Annotated in this window: 20 protein-coding genes; 7 read left to right on the top strand and 13 right to left on the bottom strand. The window is 45.1% G+C overall.

The window, feature by feature from the left end:
• Positions 1–964: 964 nt before the first annotated feature.
• On the bottom strand, positions 965–1,387 hold the full coding sequence (locus tag LRP50_RS15530; RefSeq protein WP_274165449.1) for a VOC family protein: 423 nt from the start codon (positions 1,385–1,387) through the stop codon (positions 965–967).
• A gap of 184 nt (positions 1,388–1,571) precedes the next feature.
• On the opposite strand from LRP50_RS15530, the gene LRP50_RS15525 reads away from it, so the two are divergent.
• A complete protein-coding gene (locus tag LRP50_RS15525) occupies positions 1,572–1,736 on the top strand; it encodes a hypothetical protein (protein ID WP_274165372.1) in 165 nt (54 codons plus the stop codon).
• Position 1,737: 1 nt separating this feature from the next.
• The gene (locus LRP50_RS15520; protein ID WP_274165371.1) at positions 1,738–3,042 is read left to right on the top strand and encodes a ferredoxin reductase family protein; all 1,305 of its coding nucleotides are present in this window, start codon (positions 1,738–1,740) and stop codon (positions 3,040–3,042) included.
• A gap of 75 nt (positions 3,043–3,117) precedes the next feature.
• Here the strand turns inward: LRP50_RS15520 and LRP50_RS15515 are convergent, their stop codons facing one another.
• From LRP50_RS15515 to LRP50_RS15480, 8 genes are all read right to left on the bottom strand, one after another.
• A complete protein-coding gene (locus LRP50_RS15515) occupies positions 3,118–3,621 on the bottom strand; it encodes a P-loop nucleotide/nucleoside kinase family protein (protein WP_274165370.1) in 504 nt (167 codons plus the stop codon).
• Positions 3,622–3,664: 43 nt separating this feature from the next.
• Positions 3,665–4,165, bottom strand: coding sequence for a GNAT family N-acetyltransferase (locus tag LRP50_RS15510; RefSeq protein ID WP_274165369.1), 501 nt, complete (start codon positions 4,163–4,165; stop codon positions 3,665–3,667).
• A gap of 83 nt (positions 4,166–4,248) precedes the next feature.
• Positions 4,249–4,683, bottom strand: a complete 435-nt coding sequence (locus LRP50_RS15505; RefSeq protein ID WP_274165368.1) for a GNAT family N-acetyltransferase — start codon at positions 4,681–4,683, stop codon at positions 4,249–4,251.
• A 339-nt stretch (positions 4,684–5,022) separates the two neighbouring features.
• Positions 5,023–6,966 (bottom strand): eCIS core domain-containing protein, encoded by a 1,944-nt coding sequence (locus LRP50_RS15500; RefSeq protein ID WP_274165367.1) that lies wholly within the window; start codon positions 6,964–6,966, stop codon positions 5,023–5,025.
• A 510-nt stretch (positions 6,967–7,476) separates the two neighbouring features.
• On the bottom strand, positions 7,477–10,566 hold the full coding sequence (locus tag LRP50_RS15495; RefSeq protein WP_274165366.1) for a calcium-binding protein: 3,090 nt from the start codon (positions 10,564–10,566) through the stop codon (positions 7,477–7,479).
• 284 nt (positions 10,567–10,850) lie between these two features.
• Positions 10,851–12,512, bottom strand: a complete 1,662-nt coding sequence (locus LRP50_RS15490; RefSeq protein WP_274165365.1) for a mechanosensitive ion channel family protein — start codon at positions 12,510–12,512, stop codon at positions 10,851–10,853.
• A gap of 61 nt (positions 12,513–12,573) precedes the next feature.
• The gene (locus tag LRP50_RS15485) at positions 12,574–13,323 is read right to left on the bottom strand and encodes a DUF4344 domain-containing metallopeptidase (protein WP_274165364.1); all 750 of its coding nucleotides are present in this window, start codon (positions 13,321–13,323) and stop codon (positions 12,574–12,576) included.
• A 557-nt stretch (positions 13,324–13,880) separates the two neighbouring features.
• Positions 13,881–15,161, bottom strand: coding sequence for a diguanylate cyclase domain-containing protein (locus tag LRP50_RS15480; protein ID WP_274165448.1), 1,281 nt, complete (start codon positions 15,159–15,161; stop codon positions 13,881–13,883).
• Between the two features lie 617 nt (positions 15,162–15,778).
• Here LRP50_RS15480 and LRP50_RS15475 point away from each other — a divergent pair.
• From LRP50_RS15475 to LRP50_RS15460, 4 genes are all read left to right on the top strand, one after another.
• The gene (locus tag LRP50_RS15475) at positions 15,779–16,291 is read left to right on the top strand and encodes a DUF2589 domain-containing protein (RefSeq protein ID WP_274165363.1); all 513 of its coding nucleotides are present in this window, start codon (positions 15,779–15,781) and stop codon (positions 16,289–16,291) included.
• Positions 16,292–16,339: 48 nt separating this feature from the next.
• Positions 16,340–17,035 carry a DUF2589 domain-containing protein gene (locus LRP50_RS15470; RefSeq protein ID WP_274165362.1) on the top strand — a complete coding sequence of 232 codons (696 nt, stop codon included), beginning with the start codon at positions 16,340–16,342 and terminating at the stop codon, positions 17,033–17,035.
• A 112-nt stretch (positions 17,036–17,147) separates the two neighbouring features.
• Positions 17,148–17,369, top strand: coding sequence for a hypothetical protein (locus LRP50_RS15465; protein WP_274165361.1), 222 nt, complete (start codon positions 17,148–17,150; stop codon positions 17,367–17,369).
• 1 nt (position 17,370) lies between these two features.
• Complete coding sequence (locus tag LRP50_RS15460; RefSeq protein WP_274165360.1) at positions 17,371–17,814, top strand: hypothetical protein; 444 nt, start codon at positions 17,371–17,373, stop codon at positions 17,812–17,814.
• A gap of 61 nt (positions 17,815–17,875) precedes the next feature.
• Here LRP50_RS15460 and LRP50_RS15455 read toward each other — a convergent pair whose 3' ends face one another.
• From LRP50_RS15455 to LRP50_RS15445, 3 genes are all read right to left on the bottom strand, one after another.
• On the bottom strand, positions 17,876–19,066 hold the full coding sequence (locus tag LRP50_RS15455; RefSeq protein ID WP_274165359.1) for a hypothetical protein: 1,191 nt from the start codon (positions 19,064–19,066) through the stop codon (positions 17,876–17,878).
• Between the two features lie 33 nt (positions 19,067–19,099).
• Entirely contained in the window at positions 19,100–20,002 is a 903-nt protein-coding gene (locus tag LRP50_RS15450; protein ID WP_274165358.1) for a hypothetical protein, read from the bottom strand.
• A 147-nt stretch (positions 20,003–20,149) separates the two neighbouring features.
• Complete coding sequence (locus LRP50_RS15445; protein WP_274165357.1) at positions 20,150–20,929, bottom strand: hypothetical protein; 780 nt, start codon at positions 20,927–20,929, stop codon at positions 20,150–20,152.
• 360 nt (positions 20,930–21,289) lie between these two features.
• Here LRP50_RS15445 and LRP50_RS15440 point away from each other — a divergent pair, with 360 nt between their 5' ends.
• Positions 21,290–22,210: a LysR family transcriptional regulator gene (locus LRP50_RS15440; protein ID WP_274165356.1), complete on the top strand. Its 921-nt coding sequence runs from the start codon at positions 21,290–21,292 to the stop codon at positions 22,208–22,210.
• Between the two features lie 4 nt (positions 22,211–22,214).
• Here the strand turns inward: LRP50_RS15440 and LRP50_RS15435 are convergent, their stop codons facing one another.
• Positions 22,215–22,664, bottom strand: coding sequence for a hypothetical protein (locus LRP50_RS15435; RefSeq protein ID WP_274165355.1), 450 nt, complete (start codon positions 22,662–22,664; stop codon positions 22,215–22,217).
• Positions 22,665–22,894 lie beyond the last annotated feature (230 nt).

Raw genomic sequence — 22,894 nt, 5'->3', positions numbered from 1 at the left:
GTGGGGTCATGCATTTGATTTCGGTTTTTATAAAGTGTGAGTGTTTATTTTTGAGAAACCATATAAATAATAGTGTTTATAATTTAATTATTTATTTTTCAATGTATTGCATTTAAATTTTGACGTGTCATCAGTTTCTTAGTTGCATTCGTGATTGAAATGTCATGTGCGATCTAAAACCTAGTCTTCATTAAGTTTCGTAAATTATATAACCTTCATTCTGAATTATGTCATCACTGTGTGTATTTTTTCTTCAGTGCACGAGGTGAATCCCCAACGTCTCTTGGTGCATTTTTCTATCTGACCAGAGAGCAATCACAGAAAAAATGCAGTGGGTAAGCATTTTCTCCGTGAGATTTAGGGGCAGCCGTATTGATCTTTAAAACAAGAAGGATTGCGCAGGTGATTAGATGTTCTGGAAGATGGGGGAGCGTCATAAAGATGTTGAACGCCCATATAACAGAATCTAGTAAGCAATATTATTTTCGGACCATCAACCTTACTTCATTAGTATTTGAATCGGTTAAGATCAGCATTGCTCTCTCTTGACCACAGCAGTTTTAAATAGGTTTCAGGGCTACTTTTGTAAACTTTCCAGTTATTGTAGGCAAAGTTCAATGCGATTCTCTCTTCCTCATTGTCATCAGCACTGCCAAAAGTATATACACTCTTCATGTAATTGATTTGCTCGTTAGGGCTTTCAGCATCGGCAATAGATGACGCAAAGGTTACAGCGGGTACCAATAGACTTACAGCAAAATCAAAACGATCGATCTTGGCATATTCGTCGTCAGATAATTCTGGGTTGTTGTCAAAATCATAGTTTTCGTAAGGGCGGTGATGATCATCCCAAGGGTAATCTTTATCTTCGGGCAGATGCGCTCACAGGTATACAAGCAATACTCAATGAATGGACTGCTGACAGGTTTATAGCGTCGTGACTTAAAATGGGTCGATGTTCGTGCTACATCAGTCTTTTTGACATTGGATGGTCTGTATTAAGCTGGAGTAAATCCCAACGGTTACCGTATAAATCTTCGAACACTGCCACTGTGCCATAGTCTTGCTCCGCTGGTGGTCGAACGAAATGGATGCCAATAGACACCATGCGCTCGTAATCCCGCCAAAAGTCATCAGTGTTTAAGAAAAGAAAGACGCGCCCGCCAGCTTGATTACCTATGAAATCTAACTGTTCTGGCTTGGAAGCCTTAGCCAGTAGTAATGCCACGCCTTGTGAATTGGGTGGAGCAACAATAACCCAACGTTTGTCCTGCTCTGGCTGATAAGTATCTTCGATAACTTCAAACTTCAGCTTGTTGACGTAAAAATCTAACGCCTCGTCGTAGTCTTTAACGACTAACGCAATATGAACAATATTTTGTTTCATTGGCTGACTGCCATGGGAAATGCGGGTGAATGAAAGAGCCTTCATCATTACGTCTCAGTCCCACAATAACAACCTTTTTCAGCCAATAATATGATCATCAGTAACATTAACAAGGAACGAGATTATCTATGTACGTGTTGTTGAAATTGGCGTTAACTAAGGTATGTTTCATTTCTTGTACTTCATGCAAATTTCATCTCAATACGCCTATTTTCATATGGTTGCTTCAATTTCAACGGGTAACCTGCACATCAAGTATGCGTTTTTAGTTTGTTTGGGTATTTGGACAGGCATGTTCAGTGACACGAAGCAAAGCGAAGCGAAGCGCAAAGAGACGAATGCGGACTGAAATGATGAATGAAAAGTTGAAACGACTGCTAGAGAACAAGAAAAACATCACCGCTATTGCATTGGTGTTGGGCTGTTTTGTTTTCATAGGAAGCTTGCTGCCCGAAGAGTTGACCTTACAACGTTGGGTGGCGGCGTTTTTTGCTGCAAATGCTCTGGTAGCAATGGCATTGGCTTTTGTGCTTTCGACCCGGCTGGAGATCCTTGAGACCATTTTCAGAGGGTTAGATCGCGTTTACAAAGTCCATCGATGGGCTGGAATGTGGGCAGTATTCTCTATCTTTATGCATTGGTGGTTGGTGCCGCAGTCTAACGCGCCACGTGACGATTCAAGTTTGATGGAAATTGGCTCTGATACAGGAGAATGGGCGACCTGGTTATTGCTCGGATTGGTGGTTATCAGTTTCATGCGGATTTTGCCTTACCACTTATGGAAATGGAGTCATCGCCTGATGGGTTTGGTGTTCTTTATTTCTGTTTTTCACTATCTGTTTGCGATACGTCCTTTTCAATTGTTCTCTCCAGCAGGCATCGCAATGAATCTCACGTCGATCGTGGGGTTTGTGGCGTGGTGGTATTACGCTTTCAGCAAGTCGACAAGTAAACATCATCTCGCTAAGGTGCAGAACGTTAAAAAAGAAAACGGTGTTGTGAGCTTTGAAGCCAAACCCATTCAAGGCCGACCGTCATGGAATGCAGGGCAGTTTGCCTTTATCTCGGTGCTTCACCACCAGAAAATAGGCGGTGAACCGCATCCGTTTACTATCGCGAGTAGCGACCACCAAGGCATTCCTCGTTTTTCGGTTGCAGGGCTTGGGGATTACACCAAAACCTTGTTCGATCATTTGAGCAACGGCGACATGTTACGCCTTGATTTACCTTATGGGCGCTTCAAACTGAATCGTCAGCCTTCTCCGCAAGTTTGGATGGGGTCAGGAATAGGTATCACGCCTTTCGTCGCCTGGCTCCAAGAGCTTAATGAAACCAGTTTATCTCGTTCAACATCTTGTCCAAATGTGGTGCTGTATTACTTGGTGAAAAATGCAGATGCCGCCATTTTTGCTGAGGAACTGCAGCAGTTAACTGAGAATCTTCCAACTGTGTCGCTGAAGGTCATCTTCTCGGCAGAGGGGCGTATTACGCCGGATCGAATTGCTGATGATCTAAACGGGAACGTTGAACGTGCAGAACTGTACTTTTGTGGTAACCCAGAAGTGCGAAAAATGATGCAAGAAGGACTAGAAGCGTTAGGAATGCCAAAGAACAATACGCATTATGAGTTGTTCGATTTTCGCGGTGCGATATAAAGCCCCCCCAAACCGAATGAGTGATCAGGGCTTTCTGGCCGGTTTTGCCAGTAAGCCCCATGGGCAATTCGACAATTACTGAGATGACACATTGACCGTTAGGCCATGCTTGAGTTCTTCACTGTCTGGCACTTCAAACCTCGGTTCCATAAAGTTGAACATCATGTCGGTCACTTCAAATGAATAAACTGCGGGGTCTTTTTCCATATTGCGTTTATTGACGCGAGTTTTACGGACGTCTGTAGGCGCATCCAAATAATGGACTTCAGCATCGATATTCAGTGCTTGGGCTTTTTTCACGAAAATCTCTCTTTGCGATTTGGCAGTAAAACCTAAATCCAACAGTACGTTTCCGTCTAGCGCCAATATTTGTTTACTGACTTCCCAAATCTGGTCGTAGCATCGGTTAACTCGCTCAATCATCCAAGCGTAATTCAGTGACGTCATATCTTTGGAGAACAAAGTTTGCATCCATGGATCAATCGAAAACTTCACGGCACCGATGTCTTTGCAAAGGCCAATTGAGTACGTTGTTTTCCCTGCTCCGGTGGGGCCGCACACTAAAATGAGTCTTGCCATTTACGTTATTCCTTTATTGTTTGTCGTCGCCGCTAACCGTTGGTCAAAGTTGTTTTTCCATCAGGACATCAATGATGGTTTCACCATTGAATTCTCCTGAAAGAAAATCCGAACCAAAGGTGAACCCGTGCTTAGTGTAGAAGGATATTGCCGCGTCATTTTTGTCCAAGACGTAAAGCGTAATGTTTTGAATATTTGAGGCTTTCGCCACGTCTTCAAGAGTCTCCATCAACAAAGAACCGACGCGTTTGCCGTAGATGCTGGGACAAAGGTAGAGCTTGCTGAGACCGAAAGTGTGCTTGTCTGTTTTACTTTGGCTGTATGACAAGAAACCCACGACTTGATTGTTTGCTTCTGCAACGAAGACGTTTTCTTTCTGGCTTTCCAGTATGTGTCGCCATTCATCGGTTCTTGTTTCTTCTGTATAGCCGCGGATATATGCGTCAGGCATCAAGCCCGAAAACGCAGTTTTCCATGAGTTAACATGTATTAAAGCAATGGCTTTAGCGTCTGTTAACTGCGCTTGTCGTATTCTGATTTCCATTCATTCCTCTTTGACACAGCGCCACATCTTCAGTTACTTGGTTTACGCTACTTGGGGATAAGGTTTATTCGTATCGCCGAAAACTAGCAGTGCTTTAGCATTTTTGTATGCGGAACCCCTGTACTGGCTGCGATGAAAGTGTCCCCAATTGTTTCGAACCCATATTTCTCGTACATCGGCACCGCATGCAATCGCGCGTTGAGACTGATTTCTTTTGCGTTGTGTTTCGCGGCTAACTGTATGAGCTCATTCAGCACTGCAGAACCCAAGCCTTTGCCTTGCATGTCAGGGCGAACCACCATTTGAGATATTTTAAATGCATGGGGTTGCTCTTCACTTAATCGACCGTAGGCAAGTAAACCTTCTTCATTCGTCATCGCCAAGTGAAAGCTTTGCGCTTCGAGCGAATCGAAGAGGATGCTTCGAGGTAGTTTCGGCTCACGGAAGAAAAGGTCATAACGGAGCGCTAAGGCATCTTGATATAGGTCATCCGTGGTTTGTAATTGAATCAATTCCATTTTCTCTCCGTCTTAAATTCATGCCTAGATGGGGGTGGTGTGATACTACAAATCAATAGTCTTCTCGGCCTTCCAGCTCACTAAAATCACTCATTATCCACTTCTGGTACGCCGGTCTTTGACGTTGTTCTTCCCAGTATCTTCATTAACAGACTCTCAATTGAAGTATGTGCTCATCTCTCTAGCGGTAACTATCGTTTTAGCGTACTGAGTTTGACGGTCTGCTTTCCATGCCTAAAAATGCGACGAAGAGAGTGTTTTGCTTATCGGGGAAAGGGGGGATGGGAGGCGTGATGTCGCATATTGACGCTTGTTCGGCGTTGACCGCTTACCGGAAGGTTATAGCGGTACATTTCCATTTAGAATCTGACTTCGGATACTTGCTAAGGTTTCTAAGACTTCGGCTCTTCCTCCGTGAGCGGCTTGAATGAGTTGTTCATTCACCCATCGAATATGCCGAGCTGTGTGAATTTTTGAATGAATTTGTCCTGTATTGATATTGCGCGTTTCAAATACATCGGAAAGCCAAACACCGTTTCTCTCAGAGTTAATACTAATATTAAACCGTTCTAGAATGTCCCTTGCTGGTTGTGCTTGCTGCATTCTCTTCGGGATTATGTGGTGGGCATGATGCCCAGGTGGCCTAGTTCCCATTGTCCGCTCTAGATTTCTAGCAAGCAGATTGGCATCACCTCGTACTGCAGTTCTCGGGATCGTTGTTCGACCGGGACCTACTGCATTCGTGCCTTCAGGTACAACGTCGGGGCGACGATGACCAGACTGCGCGTCGGCAAATTCTTCCAATATTTCAAGACGCCTTGCCTCATCACGGGTGAGTTCGGGCGGTGTTTCTGGCTCAGTGGTTCTTCTTCTGCGTGTTGATGATGATCCTGATGTACTGGATGACGATCCAGCTTCCTCTGCCACTTCTCGCGCTGCACGATTACCGCTGCCAAGTTGTGCTGAGTGTGCGGCCATTTGTGCACTTTGTTGAGCGAATGGCCCTAATCGACCCAGATCTAACGCTATGGCTCCGCCTCCACTCATTGCGGCTGCGCCTCGGCCTGAGGCTACTACAGCACGTGCAGGGAGAGGGGCTAATACGCTCGATGCTCTTGCAGGGGCAGCGGCTCCGCCTGCTCCCATTGTAGCGATGAAAATTTCAGCCTCACCAAACAGCCGTCCGATGTACCTTGCTTGTTCTTCCGGTGAAGCAGCCATAAAGGTGTTTAAGATCTGACGTCGATTCCGCCAGAATGACGCAATGGTTTGAGGCAATTCACCAATGCCACGAATAAAGCCGACAGGGTCTCTCACAAGATTAATCATGGATTCAGCCATCGCGACACCGGCCTGTCCCATTCCATGGAAGTAGGCGAAAATCTGATCGCGAATTTGACCTTCGGACAAATCTGTCCAGAAGCTTTGTCCGAAGGTTAATTCCTCGGGAGCCTCGAAATCGCGATAGTTTCGGGTACGGTTACGAAGAAGATAACGAAAGCGTCGTCCTCGAGAACCTTCAAGCTCATGGATCACGGCGGTAATACCACTGCGAAACTTGTAGCCACCAAACGCACCGGCAAAGTAGTGACGATTGTCTAGGGCACGGAGAAACAATTCGAATCGATAACGCGATGTGGCATAGCGTTCAATCGTCATCAGAATGACGGTTTCCTCTGTATCGCTCACGTGTGTTTCCTGAACCAAATCCATGATGCGCTGAATATCTCGCCGCATGGTTTCAGGGTTCGGTGTTTCTAGTCGTCTTCTTCTCGCTCTGCGCTCTTGTGGTGTGGGTTCTGGCTCGGGCTCTGAGGTCGTCATTCTTGCCAATGCTTCTGATGCCGTGTTTAGGTTTTCTTGTAATGCATCGCGATCGACCGAGCCCTCTGGAAAGTTCTCTATGTACACAACCAGTGCCTCTACCAATCGCTCGACAGTATCGACGTTCAGCCCTTCAAAGTCGGACGGTAAGAGTTGCTGTGTGAGTGATTTGTCGAAAATATCCGCTCGAAGGGTTGGCGGAGCGCCAGCTTGCCATTGCAGTACGTGAGAAAGTTCGTGGGCAAGGGTGACATTCGGCTGAGTATTCACTCGCGAGCCTAGCCAAATGTGGTTTTCAATCGCAAAGGCCTGTGCGCCCAAGGCGCGAGTGGTGAGATCTGACGTGTGGTCACGATGAATTTTCACGCTGCTTAGGTCTTTCCCCATACGAGACTCATAGAAGTTTTTTGTTGTTGGGGGAATTTCAATACCACCAGACGTTAATGACCCTACAGACATTTGACGACGCCTTGGTTCAGTCGGGTAGTGGGTATGGCTGTCGCTTGGCTTGCAGATGGGTGCCATTTGATGAGTGGTCTGAGCTATCTGATCAGCTTGGTGTTCATAGTCATACTTAGTGTTCCCCTGACCCAAAAAACGAGGTGATGCCGCAGACGTTCTGGGCGAATTCGGTAGTGACCTGCTTCTAATGATAGGGCGTTGTTTCGGCGTTAGGGGGCGAATATCTTGTGTTTGATAAGAAAGTGAACGCGAAGAGTGACTCCCTGCGATTATCGCAGGTTTCGTGGTCTCACGACCGTGTTGTTTCGATTGCGGTTTCGAATGTGGTTTTGGTTGAAAGGCTAACACCTAAAAGTCCAAAGCTGCGGGCGTTATACTAAGCGTATGCCATACGCTAAAAGGGCGTGTCTCATTTATCGGGTTTTAACATTCAGTGTTCTCTAAAATGGATGGCGATATAACTCCAATCCCCTATAGCAGGGGATTGTTGTCATATTAGAGAGACGATCAGGCTGAGTAAAAGAATTCAAAGTCATTGGCACTAACGTCAGTGGCGTCTATCCCTTTGAGAAGCACGTTGACGTGGTCAGCTGTTACTAATTCGTCCCAAACGGTGTATTCGCGGAACATCTGCACCAGAGTGTCACCTCCTTGTTGGGTGATGATGAAGTCATTGAAGTCCATTTGTTTGTGGAAGTAATCATCAAACGCGATTTTGTCTTCGCCGATGACGAAATCGGTGATGATGTCGGTTTCTACGCCGCTGGTGTAGTTGGCTCGTTCGTCACTCACCACGAAAGTATCGGCACCTTCACCGCCAGTGAGCGTATCTTCGCCAGCGTCGCCTTGAAGCCAATCATTGCCCTTGCCTCCTTCCAACGTATCATTGCCGCTACGGCCCATGAGTGTGTCGTTACCATCCCAACCGATGATGTGATTGGCGCTGTTTCGTCCGACGAGTGAAAAGTTGAATTGGTCACCAGAAATATCCGCCAGGTCGATGTTCTCGAGGGTCACTGTCACGTTCTGCGAAGCGTCTAGTAAGACCTCATCACCCACTTGCTCGAGAAAACTACTTGCTCGGAAAATGCCTTCGTCATCCAGGTATCTGGAAAGCGTGGTATTGTCTAGCACGTGCGTCATATTGATGGTGTCGCTACCTGCTTGAAAGTCAGTGATGGTGGCGTCGTAAATGATGTTTTGGTCAGCGTAGTTGTAGGCTCCAATTTCAAACGTATCTTCACCATCTCCTCCTGTTAGGGTGTGATTTCCTTGTTTTGTCACAAGAAGGTCGTTACCTGCACCACCGTCGAGTTCGTTGTAGCCACCTCCGGTATCGTAGATCTTGTCATCGCCATCGCCACCATAGAGCTTATCGCTGCCTGAGTTGCCCCATATTTGGTCGTTACCTGCACCACCAAAAACCGTGTCATTTCCACGTCCGCCATCGATAATGTCATCACCACCGTAGCCATGAATCGTGTCCTGGCCATCGCGCGCCTCTATTTCGTTAGCTGCATCGTTTCCTAAAATCTCCTCGCTCCCGGAATTGCCGATTATGCCGAAAGAGATTTGCTCGTTTGAGATAGAGGAAATATCGGTGTTTTTCAGTACGACCTGGAAATAATCACTAAATGTAAACACAGTCGAAGAGCCGACTTGCTCAGGCGTGATGGTAGACAGATCGATGCCTTTTCGGTCAAACGAATAGAAGTTGATCGTTAGCGTGTCTACGCCAGCAGAATAATCTTCGACTTGCGTAATTTGTGTGTCATGCGAATCGCCATATTTTTCGATGCCGAACCTTTCTGAGATGACAAAGGCATCATTTCCTTCACCACCTACGAGTATGTCGTTTCCGCCTGTGGACACTAAATAATCGTTGCCTGCGCCCCCATCCAAGTATTCGCTACTATGGGTGCCGCTCGATAAACGATTGTCCTGATGGTTACCGAACAGCTTTTCCCCTTGGCTATGACCCAATGAAATATCTTGTTTGTTTGCGGTGGCGTAGTGCCAGTTTTCTTCCAAGTGAGTTTGCCAACCCGCGAGCAGATCGCTGTAAGTCGCAGTGGCTGTAAAGGCGAATGCAGAAGCACTAAGGTCAGTGGCGTCGGTATTGTTTAGGGTGATGGTTGAACCGTCACTCAGGGTAATGCGTGTTGTGGCGCCATATTGCTCAATGGCAAGATCATCCATACTTTGCGCTAGGCGGGTATGAATGCTGATGGTATCGACACCTAGCTCAAAATCGACAATTCGATCATCGCCGATGACAGGGGTTTGCGTTGTGGTTGTTTGGTCGGCGCGAAAGAGAGAATGGCCGAAATGAAACGTATCGGCGCCGCTGCCACCAAACATAAGCTGATCACCGCTGTTTCCTGAAAGGTAATCATTGCCTGTACCACCATAAAGGCGGGAGTTGCCCCCAACGGAGCCATCTGCTTGTAAGACATCGTTACCAGCGCCGCCGCGCAGTGTGTCGTCACCTCCCAAGCTGATCAGGACATCGTCGCCACTGCCGCCGCGAAGTTGGTCATTGCCATGACCTTCAAGCCAGTCATTACCCGTGCCACCAATCCCAATGTCTGCCGATTCTGAGTTTGTTGAGATGATGTCATTACCGCCACCACCGATGGCGAGTTCAGTTTCGCTGATGGTATCTTGACCTGACGAGCCATAAGCGAGATCGTCGCCAGAGCCTCCAATCAATATGTTCGTGCCTTTGCTCGCATAGAGAATATCATTGCCTTGGTCACCAAAAAGCACGTTATCCCCGCCTTGCCCATCAAGACTGTCATTTCCTTTGCCGCCATAGAGCCTATCAGTGCCATTGCCACCAAAGAGTGAATCGTTCCCGTCTTCGCCAAGCAATCTGTCGTTACCGTCGCCGCCGTAGAGCGTATCGTTTCCGGTTCCACCTTGGAGGCGGTCATTTCCTGTGCCTCCATCGAGATGATCATTACCCGCTTCGCCTAAAAGTGAATCATTTCCATCATCACCCCATAAAGAATCATCGCCGTCGCCTCCTTCCAATAAATCGCCATCGGAACCGCCATGTAATTCATCTGCGCCTTCGCCGCCGTACATATCGTCATAACCGCCGCCGCCGTGCAGGATGTCATCGCCTTCATTTCCATAGAGGTCGTCGCTTCCTTCTTCACCATAAAGCGTGTCGTTGTCTTCACCGCCGTGCAGGTAGTCGGTTTCTGTACCACCATAGAGGGTATCGTCGCCAGCTTCGCCATAGAGTCTGTCATTGCCATAGTAGCCATACAGCTCATCGTTGCCATTGCCGCCGTAAAGAGAATCGCCGTAGTTATAAACGTCGGAGGGGGAGTTTTCGTCATCGCCATAGAGCTTGTCATTGCCGTCGCCGCCATACAGGTAATCTCGCCGATTTCCTCCATATAGCTCGTCATCTCCTCCGTATCCATAGAGCTTGTCATTGCCCCCTAAGGCAAGAATGCGATCGTTTCCCTCTGTTCCTTCTAAGGTGTCAGGTTGAATTGTTCCGATGATCTCGTTGAACGATGCGCTTGTCGTGCTCACTGACGTTGAATGTGTTTCTGTTGAACCTTCGTTTTCGTTGGACATACCTTTCTCCATGTGACGAGTTCCGCGCTGCGCGAGATGGGAAGCTGAAGACGCGAAAATAAATGCTGGAAATCGTGACTGACAATTCTTGTTATGTTTACCACTCATTCTATTTGACGAAAGCAGAGGGTGTAGGTCTGTACTATTTATTGGACAAAGACTGATCGCACTGTATGACTTCACAAAATGAAGTCAATGGGTAGCACGAGAGGTGCAAATCAAAACGGGCAGTTTGCTGCCCGTTTGTCAGAGAAATTACTGTGTAGTTTTGTTGACGACGCTTTCTACTCTGTCGATTTGTGAAGGTGAACATCGTGTTGAGGATAGGGGATAGTAATGCCTTTTTTCTCAAACTCTTCTTTTACCTCCCACGTGATATCCCAAAGAACATCCCAGTAGTCATCGGTTTTTACCCATGGTCTGACAATGAATTCGACAGAAGATGCGCCGAGCTTTTCTAGTTTGATGATGGCCTTAGGTGACCGGAGTATTGATGGGTGATTGTCCACAATGTCTTGTAGGGTTTGCTTAACGAAAGCAGATGAGTCGCCATAGCCTGCATTGAATGTCATGTCGACACGTCTAACACGTTCATGTGTCATGTTCTTGATGACGTTTCCCCAGATGCTGTTGTTGGGAATAATGATGATTTGGTTGTCAAATGTGCGGATAGTCGTATTTACCAAACTCATGTGGCCCACTTTCCCTTCAACACCTCCCGCAGAGACAAAATCACCGACATCGAAGGGGCGATAAATCAATAACATCATGCCTGAAGCGAAGTTAGACAGTGTATCTTGTAATGCAAACCCTACAATCACGCCCGCAATACCAAACCCTGTGAGAATGGGCAGAAAATCTATTCCTAATTGAGACAATGCCACGACAAAACCAATCAGGAAGATAAGTCTTCCGGTCATCGATACGAGGAAATCTTTCATCAGTTGAGGTATGTCGATGTTGTCTGAGGCAACCAACTTTGTCATGGATCGTTTAGCAATCAGTGACAAGTAGTACGTTAGAACGACGATGAAGACGATTATTAATATTTGAATGAAAAGTTTGGCTAGGTGTTCGGTAAAAAACTCTGAGATCGCGTCGAGTGAGTGCTGGAAGATGACTTTGATTACAGAGATAGAGAAAAGCTCTTTGGTGATTTCTCTTGTGGTTTCGAAGTGAAAAACGCGAAACGCGGTGGTGTCGATGTGTTGTTTGTCTGCCACCTTAATTATTTTATTGAGGCTTTTTGCGAGCATTTCTACTCGATACGTCAAGATCACTTTCTCGACTTCGATTAAGCTCTTTTCTTTGTCTGGTGCGACATCGAATTTTACGTCATAGATTCTTCTTTCCTGTTCAAGAAATTTAAGCGTTGTTGTAATGCTATTTAAACGTTTTAGCAAAACTTGATTGAACGCCAATGTTTCTTGAGCTGTGTCTTCACCGAGTCGTTGTAACCAGATGATATTTTCCGATGTGTCGACAAAAATACTATCGAATAAGGTCAAAATTTCGTTGTACTCGCCGAGAAAAGAAAGCTTATCTTGGCTTTCTGCGGCGTAAAGGTCGTCTGCAATTTCGTTGAGGAGTGAGGGCGCTTCGGCAAAAGCGTCTGCTGAATCTGCTTGCTGGAAGGCGATTGCATCAAGCAAAATCTGTTTGTCTGCTAGCTCTAAAGTGATTGCTTTCTCAATTGCATCTCTTAGTTTTTCATTGACCGCATTCGCGTCTAAATACTTTTTTATCTGTTCCTCACCTGCCAGTGCTTCTTCTGCATCTAGTGTATCAAGTAGTTGCTGTTGTAGGGTTTCAATTTCAGTGATGATTGGATGCGATTCAGAAGGCGGAACAGTGGATTCTTCGCTGAATGCGAATAAAGGAAAAAAAGAAAGAAGAGACAATAAACAAACAAATAAACACCACTTGTTCGCTAAATAACTAGGCATAGGGTTCGCCTCCTTTACTTTGAGAGGAATACACAAAGAGCGTCAGCTCTTAGGTGAGACTTCACTGATTGCTGAGAATGATTTTGCCGAGATTGTAATTTTTGAGGTGAAACTCTTCGATACAGAATGTATCGCGTTCAATGCCTTTTAGTTCTTTATCCATAATGAAGGTGTACTTCTCTGGATCGCTACCGTAAATCAGACAGAGTGACTGGGTGTATCGTTGATAATCCAAGCTGTGCTCACCCCAAAGGTCGAGATCCGCTATCGTCTCTGTTTTTGTGTCTAACAATGCGTAAAAATCGACAGCAATATATGCCATGTCAGGGTCGTCAAAGACATTAAGCATGAAAAGTGTTGCGAATACGTCTGCAGCATCTTCTTCTTTCCCCAACAGGGGGACATCCCAATTTGCGAAGTATGCATGAGCATATTCGTGGAGCAAGACATGCACGAATATGTTCATTACCGTTTCGTCGAAAGTGGTTTCCTCGATTGCGAGCTCTTCGTTTTCGAAGGTATCAGAAATGAAGAAAAAGAATGAATAGGGGAAGTAAATCTTGTTTTCTTGAGGGTCAAACAGTGGGCCATCATCACCACCAATGACAATGGTGACATCTTGTTTTATCGGCACTTCGCTGTTGAGTAACTCGATCATGTCTTTCACGAGTGGCTCAAAGAGTATCCTAGCCTGTTTTTCTTCTTCTGTTGCTGGTTCAAATTGATAGAAGGTTTTTGCGGAAATGTGAAGAGAAAAGAGAAAAATGAACAAGGTGATAGCGGCAGTAAGAACTTGATTTAATAGCCTCATAGCAGTGCCTCTAATCCTTGAGTATCGGAATCCCACATGACTGGAATGATGGGTTCCTAATTTATTGCATGATAATTAACGGGTTGTTTTTGCCATTTATTTCTGAGTTTACGACTTATCGATACTGGCGAGAAAGGAAATGTTATGTGTGTAAATGCATTTTCTCATTAAAGACACCATTGGCCGCCAATAAGACAAAAACCACTCATAAATGAAGGGTTTTCTGTATCTTATTGTCTGAAAAAATGATTCTAGGCGGAATTATCCCCACTGCGAGTCAGTGATAGTTGAAATATCATATTCATTTACAGTATGAGATGAAAAAAATGCAACGTGTCAGTATTTTGAGATGGCATATACCTTCTCTCAAGTTTGTTGACCTGTTAATAGACTGGCATACGGTTTGACCAGGCCAAAGCGACATACCCAGACAACCAATATCTCACATCTTCAAGTCGTTTGGGCATAACCCCCGAACGAGGGGGCTTTGTCGATCAGGAGTTCAACGCAGCCTGATGTCACACCGATTGAAGAAAGTGACATCGGAGGTGGCGACGCTAGGCAACATCGTCCTTTTTGTTCAGCATGTCTTCACGAAATGATTTGAAATGTGTGCTTTTGTCTTGTTTTGCTGCGTACATGGCGACATCAGCGTACTTAACCAATTCATCACTATCTGTTGTGTTGTCAGGAGAAACGGCTACACCAATGCTGGTTGATATATCTATTGCGTTACCGTTAATCATTGCTGGGGGTTCAAATGCACTGAGGATATTTTGGATAACGCCTTCGGCATCTTTGGCACTTTTGATATTTCGAACGATCACAACAAACTCATCGCCACCGAGACGGAATACCGAATCGCTTGAGCGCACTGAATCGTTTAGTCGGTCTGCGGTTATTTTTAGCACTTCATCACCGACATCGTGACCCAATGTATCGTTGATGTGTTTGAATAGGTTCAGATCTAAGAAGAGAACGGCCAGTTTATCTCCATATCTTTTTGCATCGCCAATGGATGAGTCGAGTTCATCATAGATAGACAAACGATTTTTTAAGCCAGTTAACTCGTCATGGTGCGCTTTGTATTCAAGCGTTTTTTCTCTGTGATGTACCTTTTCGCTCATGCTAAAGAAAGTTGTGAGCAGGTGGCCCATTTCGTTATTTTCAACAATGTTTTTCACCTCTAGGCGTTTGCCTCTTTCAACAAGTTGAGTGCTGGCAACGAGTAACTGTAAAGGTACGAAGAAGTTACGCTGTAGAAACAAGAGGGTAAATATGGCAAGGCCGACAAAAAATGATATTTCTACTGTGACCAATGTTGTTATCTGTGCTCTGTTCTCTCTGAAGTCACCTTTTCTTTGCTCTAGAAAGATTTGCTCTGTTTTGGTGAACTCATGGAGATTGCGACGAATGTTGTCCATGTATTGTTTACCAATATCCTGATTGACAAGAGCAATAGCTTTGTCTTTTTCATTGCTCTGTGCCAACTTGATGGTCTGTTCCATCTCTTTGAATTTTGAGGAGATATCTTTTGAAACAAGATCCAAAATTTTCTGTTGTTCAGGGTTACTTGTCGTTAGCGATTTGAGTGACTCTAGGTTTTCTTTTACCTGTGATATTCCGTTATGATACGGCTCCAAATAAGAGAGATTAGACGTGAGAAGGTAACCACGCTGGCCAGTTTCCACATCTTTCATTGCGCTCAGCAGGTCGTGTGTTTGATCCAGCACATCGTGAGTGTGTACAACCCAGTTTAATTTTTCCTCTCCAAGATTTTCTAACCTGAAAATAAATGCGGAGTTTGCTATTGCAGTTATAAATAAAAACGATAACAAGAGTGTGAGTTTAAACCGAATGCTCAACTGTATTCTCCTTTTATATTTTCACTTGATGCGTGACTGTGTTCTATTACAAGCATTATCTTGCTCTGCCCACCCACCACTAAGTGGCTTTCTATTGGCTGGAAATAAATATATTTATGTAATAAATCAATGACAAAGCGGGTCTGCGCCTCTTGGGTATAGTTTAGTTTATAGTGCGCAATTTGTGCGGGGTATTATAAAAAACAGATTCCAGTCACATATTTATATGTGAATCCAACCTAGATGCTACGACTAGAGCTGTTCTGATCTCACATGGCAACTATCATTATTATTATCCAACCAAAATTGCCAGACGCCATACGCTAAATATAGTTCAAGCTGAGTGCGGTTTAATGTTGTTATACGCTGTTTCTCGGATGTGTTTCGGCATGTTCCAAAACGTATTCTCTTGCTGTTTATTTCTCATGCTGACCAATGATAATTTTTAGAGATGTGCTTGGGTATCATTCTATATTTCATCGCCTTACCGTTGAGTTTCTAACCTGTTATACCCGCCATTCCAAATCCGATTTGTGTTAATTAGATTTAAATTCAAAACTAACAGTGTCGAATTACATAAAGGAACAATCATGATTAATTTAAACTCTTTGGTTTCAGCCGTTCATCTGAGCGTGACTAAAGCCAATCAGGCTCTACAAAACGAAAACCAAGAGTTGATGAATCGTTTCTTTGACGCGGTACCAAGCGAGGATTCAGGAAGGGTTGGTGATATTGAAGGCTCTGAAAGTAATAATAAAAATGTCTATCGCCCTAAATATGTCACCATCGAATATCCGACAGAAACATCTGATGGCATTCAGACAATTAGTGTCGATGTTCCCTTGCTCACTCTTGTTCCTTTGGCTAGCCCTCGAGTGAGTGAGGTGAAATTTAAAACGAATTTGGAAGTGAATGTGAATGAAGATAATGGGCTTGATGTTTCATTCTCTGGAAATAACAAAGGTGGTTTATTTAAATCGGGAGAGAATAAAAGTCCCACGGCTGAGTTGGAAATTACCATTAACGCCGATGAGCCGCCTGAAGGCCTGAAGAAATTAATTGAAGGCTATGAAAGAGCACTAAGAGCGCAGATCCCCGGTTAAATGGGGAAGGGCTTCATTTTGTAAATATCATCAATCAGGAGAAATATCATGCCAGACGTCAGCACAGGACCAGCACTAGTCTCCATGGCGCAGCAATTCGCAGGATTGCCAATGCGTTCATTAATCGGTGGCCCACTCAATGCCGCGGCACAAGCCAATAGCATGATGGCCGTAACCCAAACCAAGTTCATGTTGGACACTTGTTTCAATAAGAAATCCGATACCGATGGCAAAGGTAATGACTCGCTTGAACCCATTATGGTGACAATGCAAATTACTCGAGGAGTGATCTCCGAAGGTGAAGCGAAAGAGGGAGAACCGCCGGAAGTTAACGTAACAGAAGTCACTACCCAATTCGATGTGCCTCTTTTGACAATTGTTCCGCTTAACTCTTTAGGTGTCGATAATGTGCAGGTCGATTTTGAGATGGAAGTGAAATCGAGCTACTCAGACGAATCGTCTCAATCAACGTCCAGTAAAACCAGTGAACAAGGCAGTTTCTCCGCCAAACTGGGTGAGGGATGGTGGTCTGTGGAAGTGAAAGGCAGCATCAGTCATGACAGTCAGTCTGCTTCTGCCCAAAAGTCATCCTACCAAAAGAGCAACAACGCAAAATACACAGTGAGCGTTCATGCAGGACAGCTTTCGCTGCCTCAAGGCGTCACAACCATAATTCAAGCATTCACCAATAGTATCAGTCCTATCACGCTGGGTTCAGCAAAACCAGCAGAAAAATCGTCGTAATCTCGTCTTTATTTAATTGAATTCACTGTGTGATTTTATCCCCCGGCTGACCTCCGGACCGAGTATTACGCTCTTTTGTCAGCCGGGCTTTTTCTTCATAGGAGCATCATCGATGAAAAGCCAATTACCTTGCCCTGATTGCCGCACTAGCATCTCCTTTGATGTCAGCATGTTGTTGTCAGGCACTGCATTCTCATGTCCTTGTTGCGAATTGAGTTTTAGTTTGGACCCTAGTAGCAAACCACAATTGAGCAAAGCGGTGGAAGGGTTCGCGGAACTAAAGCGACTAAACCATGAAGCAAAACACTCGTCCGCTAGCGTGATGGGAGGCTGATATGAAACGTTCTTGTACTTCAAATCTACTCATTTTTGTCGCACCTGTTTTTGCCCTGGTGGTTTCGGGTTGTATCAAACAGGAAAGTGACGTTGAAAATATGGTGCTCGGTGCGAATCCGTCCTTGAAAACGGGATTGGTGATTCGGGCTGGGCAATGTTCAGCAACAGCGTTTAAAAACGGGAGTGGTGTTCATGTATCTAGCGATGGCGATACCATCTCTGGTTTGAGTGTTAACTGCACGACAAATACGAGCAATAAAAGCGTCTACTCCAATTACCTGACGGGTATTGGCGGATATAGCCAATATTGTGTTTCAACCGTGGCGGGGTTAAACGGGGTCGGTGCAAAGGTGGTGAAAGATCCAATAAAAGGAAATTCGGAGCACTGCTTGTTATCAGGAAAAGCGAGTAAAATTGCGGGCAAACTAACTAAGTACCCCTAATCCGAATGTCGAGTTATCAAACGACGTTTAATCCTTTGGGTTAAACGTCGTTTGCGTTACGTCAGTAAACCTCGCTGAATCCTGCATTTTCAGGTTGTTTGAGTATATTGGTTTGTTCACCGGCAATCGCGGCCCAACTCATCATCACGCTGTTAAAACTGCTGTAAAAGCCACAGCGCTTATAAATGATGCCAGACCAATTACCACGAACAACATCCGATATTGGTAGGCCTGAAGCCGTGTGGGTCACAACGATAGGATCAGAAACATTTCGAATAAACGCATAACTGATGCCTGCTTGCTCAGCTTGGTGCGCTATCACTGCGTCATCCATTTCCAAAAAACAATAGGGTTTGCTCGGCTCTTTCCCTTCAATGAAATAAAAGTCAGTGGTCAACAACGCTTGGTCTTTACATACCTTTATCTGTGCTTGCTGAAGGTTTTCCGGATTAAGCGGTGCATTGATCAAATCATCATATGTGTAGGGTTTGGTCTCAGCAGTTTGATCGTTTTGAGAAGATTGATTCAGCTCGTTGATCGCTTCGTTGATGGTCGAATCGTTCCACACTTTGTCCATTGAAAACATCAAAGCATTCTGCGTTGCTTGGTACAAACTCTCTGAGGGAAACCAGCTATTGCATGTGAAAGTTTGGTGGTTGTAACCGCAATCTTCATTTTCTGGTTTCGCCAACAGGATATGGGCTTTGTTGGTCACAATTGCTGCGCCCAGCATGTCTGTGATGGCTCCCCCGCCAGCGGTACCAGTCGAAAGAATGTACTTTGCGCCCACATTTTTCAGCAGTATGCCGATGGCAGCCTCCAAACCTGAAATCCAAGGAGGGTGGGCGAGATGAACCTGAGATTTAACCAACAGCACGCGTTGTTGGTGACCGTTTGTGCTGCCAATCCCTACCAATTGGAAATAAAAAAGAGGGTCGATCTCAGGGTTTTCGCAATACGGTGTAATTTCTTGACTATCCGTGTAGCTATGCCAGTTGTTTCGCCAATCAATGTCTTCCGGATAGCGCGGTTTAGCGCTGTTCAGCATGACGTGATCCAGCGCTGACCACTCTGCGGATGTCCAAGTCATCAAGATAAAGTCGGCGTGTGGGAGTTTGCCATCTTCAATAGAGAGTGGCACAGGCGCTTCATGGCTAATGGTATGCCAGTCAATGACCGGCAGGGGCAGCGAGTGGGTTGTTGTCGCGAGCAATTGGGGGGAGCTTATGTCGATGTCGTCAAAACGGTTCACTGTGTTATCTCCCTATTGGAGTTTATGGATGGTTCAGTTTTGGAGTAGCAGGATCAACGTTCGGCTGCTGAGCTGAACGTTGTGTATTAGCGTAACGTCCTCAGCCTGCTGGGTTGATAGCGCCAACTTCCAGTCTTCGCAATTACCGTCAAAGCGATTGAATGTCATGACACCATCTGGCTGATACGTGAAGAAAAATGGGTTTTGGTTTGCATCATAAAAGGTTTGAACGTCAGACTGAGCTAGCATGGTAGGGGACGCAGCTTCGTTCAATACCGGATGTGAGCCCAACTCTATGCTGTCCATAAAGTGGTCGATGTTGACTTTGAGGTACTTCTCGTTGGTTTTGATAAAGAAGTTTTCAGCGCCAAGACGGAAAAAAGCAAACCGAGTCCAGCCTTGAGCCCATGTAGCGGACCATACTTGTTGCGCATAGAGCGGCGAGTAGGCTGGGGCGACAATTTGGAACTTCACCACGTCGCCCGACGTTTTGTTGTAGGCAACAAAGAAGACATCGTTTCGGTAGTAGAGTGGCTGCACTGTCGTGAAGCCTTTTCCTATACGTATGGCGGTAACGGGCGTGATCGTTTTGCCATCAAAACGGTAAAACTGAACATAGTCAGAATTTTGGTGATACGAGAGCAACCAAGGTTGCCCGCCAAAATAAAAGCTATGTAAAGTATCAATGGGGTATTCGCATGGGATAGAGATTTGATGCGAAAAGTAGGATTGTGACTTTGCGTCAAATGTTTTGCTGACAATGAGAACGCTTGGATTCTGCAACGAAAAAATGGAATACGAACACTCGTTAATGTCGACACTGGTACTTGCAGTCACGGTTTGATCCTGAGACGCAATCTTAACTTGCGGTAACGGGGTCAACTCTAGTGTGTTGTCGGGCTTTACCTTAACCTCTATCAGCGTACTTGCTTTCATGATTCACTCCTTTTCCTCTTGGTGGAGATACCTATTGTGGAACGGTGATTAGCGGGTGCAGCCCTTAAGAAGAGCAGAGCCCTTAAGAAGAACAGAGCATTTAGCAGCGCACTTTTTTAGCTTGAATACTCACTCAAAGGACTGCACTCAAGAGGACAGGCGTACATCCAGTGCTTGCCCTGCAGACACCTGAATACCGCTATCATCTTCACTAAATAGTGGTGAAATATTTGTCGTGTCGTGAAATGCCTGCATCACTACTGAGCATTGATTATCAGTAAGGGCTTGAATAATCGTGTCTGGCCAACTCAGTACGTCGGACGCGAACCAAATAATGCCGTAATTTTCCTGCATGACCGCGATCACTTCGAACAGATGATGGTTACTTGATATCGCTTTATCACAGGCGTTTAAAATTGTTGTGCTGCTTCGATAGGGGTCACACTTGCCGTCTTCTGGCCATGTCCACACAATCACGCCGACATACAGATCGTGCCAATCGATCGCTTCGCCAGAGAAGTAGTAGGGTGTTTTCCACTGAGATTGGGTGTGGTTGGAATAGGCCATGGGGAAACTGGAAAAACTGGACGGGACATCGCCTGGCGTAAAGTTAAAAACGGTTTCATGAAGGGAGGAGTAGGCTCGGCCTGCAACGGTTTGGTGGCTCGCTTCCTGGTAAGTTTCTTGCGAAGGATACCCAACCAAGGCGATTTCATCTGGGAGCTTTACAGTGTGAGAGACGTTAGGCGAAGAAACGACGGCGGGGTAATACATTCTTAGCCCCATCGGAGTCATAAGTTGTACGGTAATGGGAATGAATATTTGCCCCAACTTATTTAAGAATCCCTCTGTATTATCAATGAACTCTGGACGTCGATAGCCTTGCCAAACACGGATACCATTCGGTGTGATGAGGTTTGTTTTCATATTTAATTTCCGTGTTTTATCCAAAAAACGCACGTCCAAGTATTGTTAGCATGCGAGTTGGAAAGCAAATCCGATTTGTTATAACCCCTATAACCCCTGAGTGCCGACTTACTAAGCCAAATCCATACAAAGATTCATTACAAGGATCGATTACAAAGGTACCAATTCGCTTTCAGGCTGCACCGAAATTTAGAAAATGTATCTCTTTAGCGACACTGAGTGTATTGAGTAAATACTACACTCAGGTGAGGTGTTGCTTGGTGTCGATGTGATATAGCTTCTTTGTATTGCTAGATGTATATCGAGGCACACAAAATGCTCAGTGGCGCTCTTATATGAAAGCATATGAAGGAAGAGAAAATGATGCATTTAGACCCACGGCTTTTTCGCGCATTTAAAGCGGTGGCAGAATCTCGCAGTTTTAATGATGCAGCTGAAATGGCGGCAATGACACAGGCAAACATCAGCAAGCACATCCGCAGCTTGGAAGAGCAAGTGGGTTATGAGCTGTTTATCCGAACCCCTAAGTGCCCAATAATGACGGATGCGGGTAAGAAGCTCCTACTGCACATAAAAAATATTGAAGACCTCAATAGTGATTTTTCACTCGAAGTGCAAAGTGACTTTAGCCAAATCGAAGGCGTCGTCGGCTATGCCATGCCACCATCTTGCTTGTTGTCGCCACACTTTTCGATGCTGCTTGAACGGCGGTTGGATTACCCAAAACTGGAGATCGATTTAACACTGATCCATAACAGTCAGGTTTTCGACAAAGTCTTAATGAGTCAGGTTGATTTTGGCTTTGTCACAGAGAAAGTGGATCACCCTCGGCTAGAGTATTTTAGCTTTTGTCAGGAAGAATACATCATGGTGGCAGCGCCCAATTGTGGTGTGTCTGAAGTTAATGAAGACAATATTCTTGAATACAATTACATCGAATATCCCGGCATGGATGTGTACTTTAATTTTTGGCGTCGCCATTTCTTTCCTAGTCTTCACTCGGTCAGCGACTTATCTGTGCATTTTGCGGGGCGAATCAATAGCATCGAAGGGGCTATTTTAATGGCGTTAGGGGGGCTGGGAGTGTCCGTTTTCCCCCGTCATTGTGTGCAGCAATATATTGATAGTGGTCGATTGGAAGAGTGCAAAATACAATCAGCCGTTTCTGATCCAGTTTTCAATCATATTTACATCATCAAATTGAATACCTGCAGCCAACCAAAGCGCGTTGATAAAGTGATTTCGTGGTTTATGGAGATTGCAGAGGATAAGCATCACTGATTCATCAGCGTACATCATTTAAAGGCACATAATGGGTAACAAGATGCTGACCAAAAGCTGTTTCTTGAACTTCTAGCAGCATCAAATCGCCTTGATCATGTGCTGCCCATATTGATTTTGGCACCACCATTCTGAGCGTGCCAAACGATTCATGTTTTAAGTGTAATATGTACGATTGCCCTCTACTGAATGCACTCGTACGCTTCTCTTCTATGGGGACAATGACTTCAAATGGCTCACTTGTCGGTGAATAGAGAGAAAGAGATCCTACGAAAATAAGGGACACGCAAGCGTGCAAGTGCGGTTTTTGTCTTCTAAAAAAGCGCCTGTCATCATCAAACCTTGTGTAAAACTTGAGTGGGTCTTTTCGTTGATACAAACAAAAGCCAACGAAAAACCCCACGCTAACTGCCGTAAATACAACTTCAAATCCATTAAACAACGTGTTGTCCACAGTGACGCCTATCCAAGTAGTGAGGACAAAAAGCACGGAAAATAGCAGTAATTTCAGATTATCAGACAAAATAGCCACGATGTTATAAACGCACTTTAGTCGGTGACGATTAACGGTTGGTAGATGCGCAAAGGATATGGCTTAAAGGCTAGTCATTCACCTTTAATCCGTATCTTTGAGTCTGGGAACACTAACAGCATGCAATTGATAATATTGTTTTTTTCTTGGGG

This window comes from Enterovibrio gelatinilyticus (assembly GCF_028683095.1).
GTDB classification, from domain to species: domain Bacteria; phylum Pseudomonadota; class Gammaproteobacteria; order Enterobacterales; family Vibrionaceae; genus Enterovibrio; species Enterovibrio gelatinilyticus.
This window is presented reverse-complemented; position numbering and strand designations above follow the sequence as displayed.

Excerpts from the sequence above, each read along its gene's own strand:
- LRP50_RS15530 (WP_274165449.1), bottom strand. The coding sequence starts at position 1,387 with ATGAAACAAAATATTGTTCATATTGCGTTAGTCGTTAAAGACTACGAC.
- LRP50_RS15525 (WP_274165372.1), top strand. The coding sequence starts at position 1,572 with ATGCAAATTTCATCTCAATACGCCTATTTTCATATGGTTGCTTCAATT.
- LRP50_RS15520 (WP_274165371.1), top strand. The coding sequence starts at position 1,738 with ATGATGAATGAAAAGTTGAAACGACTGCTAGAGAACAAGAAAAACATC.
- LRP50_RS15515 (WP_274165370.1), bottom strand. The coding sequence starts at position 3,621 with ATGGCAAGACTCATTTTAGTGTGCGGCCCCACCGGAGCAGGGAAAACA.
- LRP50_RS15510 (WP_274165369.1), bottom strand. The coding sequence starts at position 4,165 with ATGGAAATCAGAATACGACAAGCGCAGTTAACAGACGCTAAAGCCATT.
- LRP50_RS15505 (WP_274165368.1), bottom strand. The coding sequence starts at position 4,683 with ATGGAATTGATTCAATTACAAACCACGGATGACCTATATCAAGATGCC.
- LRP50_RS15500 (WP_274165367.1), bottom strand. The coding sequence starts at position 6,966 with ATGTCTGTAGGGTCATTAACGTCTGGTGGTATTGAAATTCCCCCAACA.
- LRP50_RS15495 (WP_274165366.1), bottom strand. The coding sequence starts at position 10,566 with ATGTCCAACGAAAACGAAGGTTCAACAGAAACACATTCAACGTCAGTG.
- LRP50_RS15490 (WP_274165365.1), bottom strand. The coding sequence starts at position 12,512 with ATGCCTAGTTATTTAGCGAACAAGTGGTGTTTATTTGTTTGTTTATTG.
- LRP50_RS15485 (WP_274165364.1), bottom strand. The coding sequence starts at position 13,323 with ATGAGGCTATTAAATCAAGTTCTTACTGCCGCTATCACCTTGTTCATT.
- LRP50_RS15475 (WP_274165363.1), top strand. The coding sequence starts at position 15,779 with ATGATTAATTTAAACTCTTTGGTTTCAGCCGTTCATCTGAGCGTGACT.
- LRP50_RS15470 (WP_274165362.1), top strand. The coding sequence starts at position 16,340 with ATGCCAGACGTCAGCACAGGACCAGCACTAGTCTCCATGGCGCAGCAA.
- LRP50_RS15465 (WP_274165361.1), top strand. The coding sequence starts at position 17,148 with ATGAAAAGCCAATTACCTTGCCCTGATTGCCGCACTAGCATCTCCTTT.
- LRP50_RS15460 (WP_274165360.1), top strand. The coding sequence starts at position 17,371 with ATGAAACGTTCTTGTACTTCAAATCTACTCATTTTTGTCGCACCTGTT.
- LRP50_RS15450 (WP_274165358.1), bottom strand. The coding sequence starts at position 20,002 with ATGAAAGCAAGTACGCTGATAGAGGTTAAGGTAAAGCCCGACAACACA.
- LRP50_RS15445 (WP_274165357.1), bottom strand. The coding sequence starts at position 20,929 with ATGAAAACAAACCTCATCACACCGAATGGTATCCGTGTTTGGCAAGGC.
- LRP50_RS15440 (WP_274165356.1), top strand. The coding sequence starts at position 21,290 with ATGATGCATTTAGACCCACGGCTTTTTCGCGCATTTAAAGCGGTGGCA.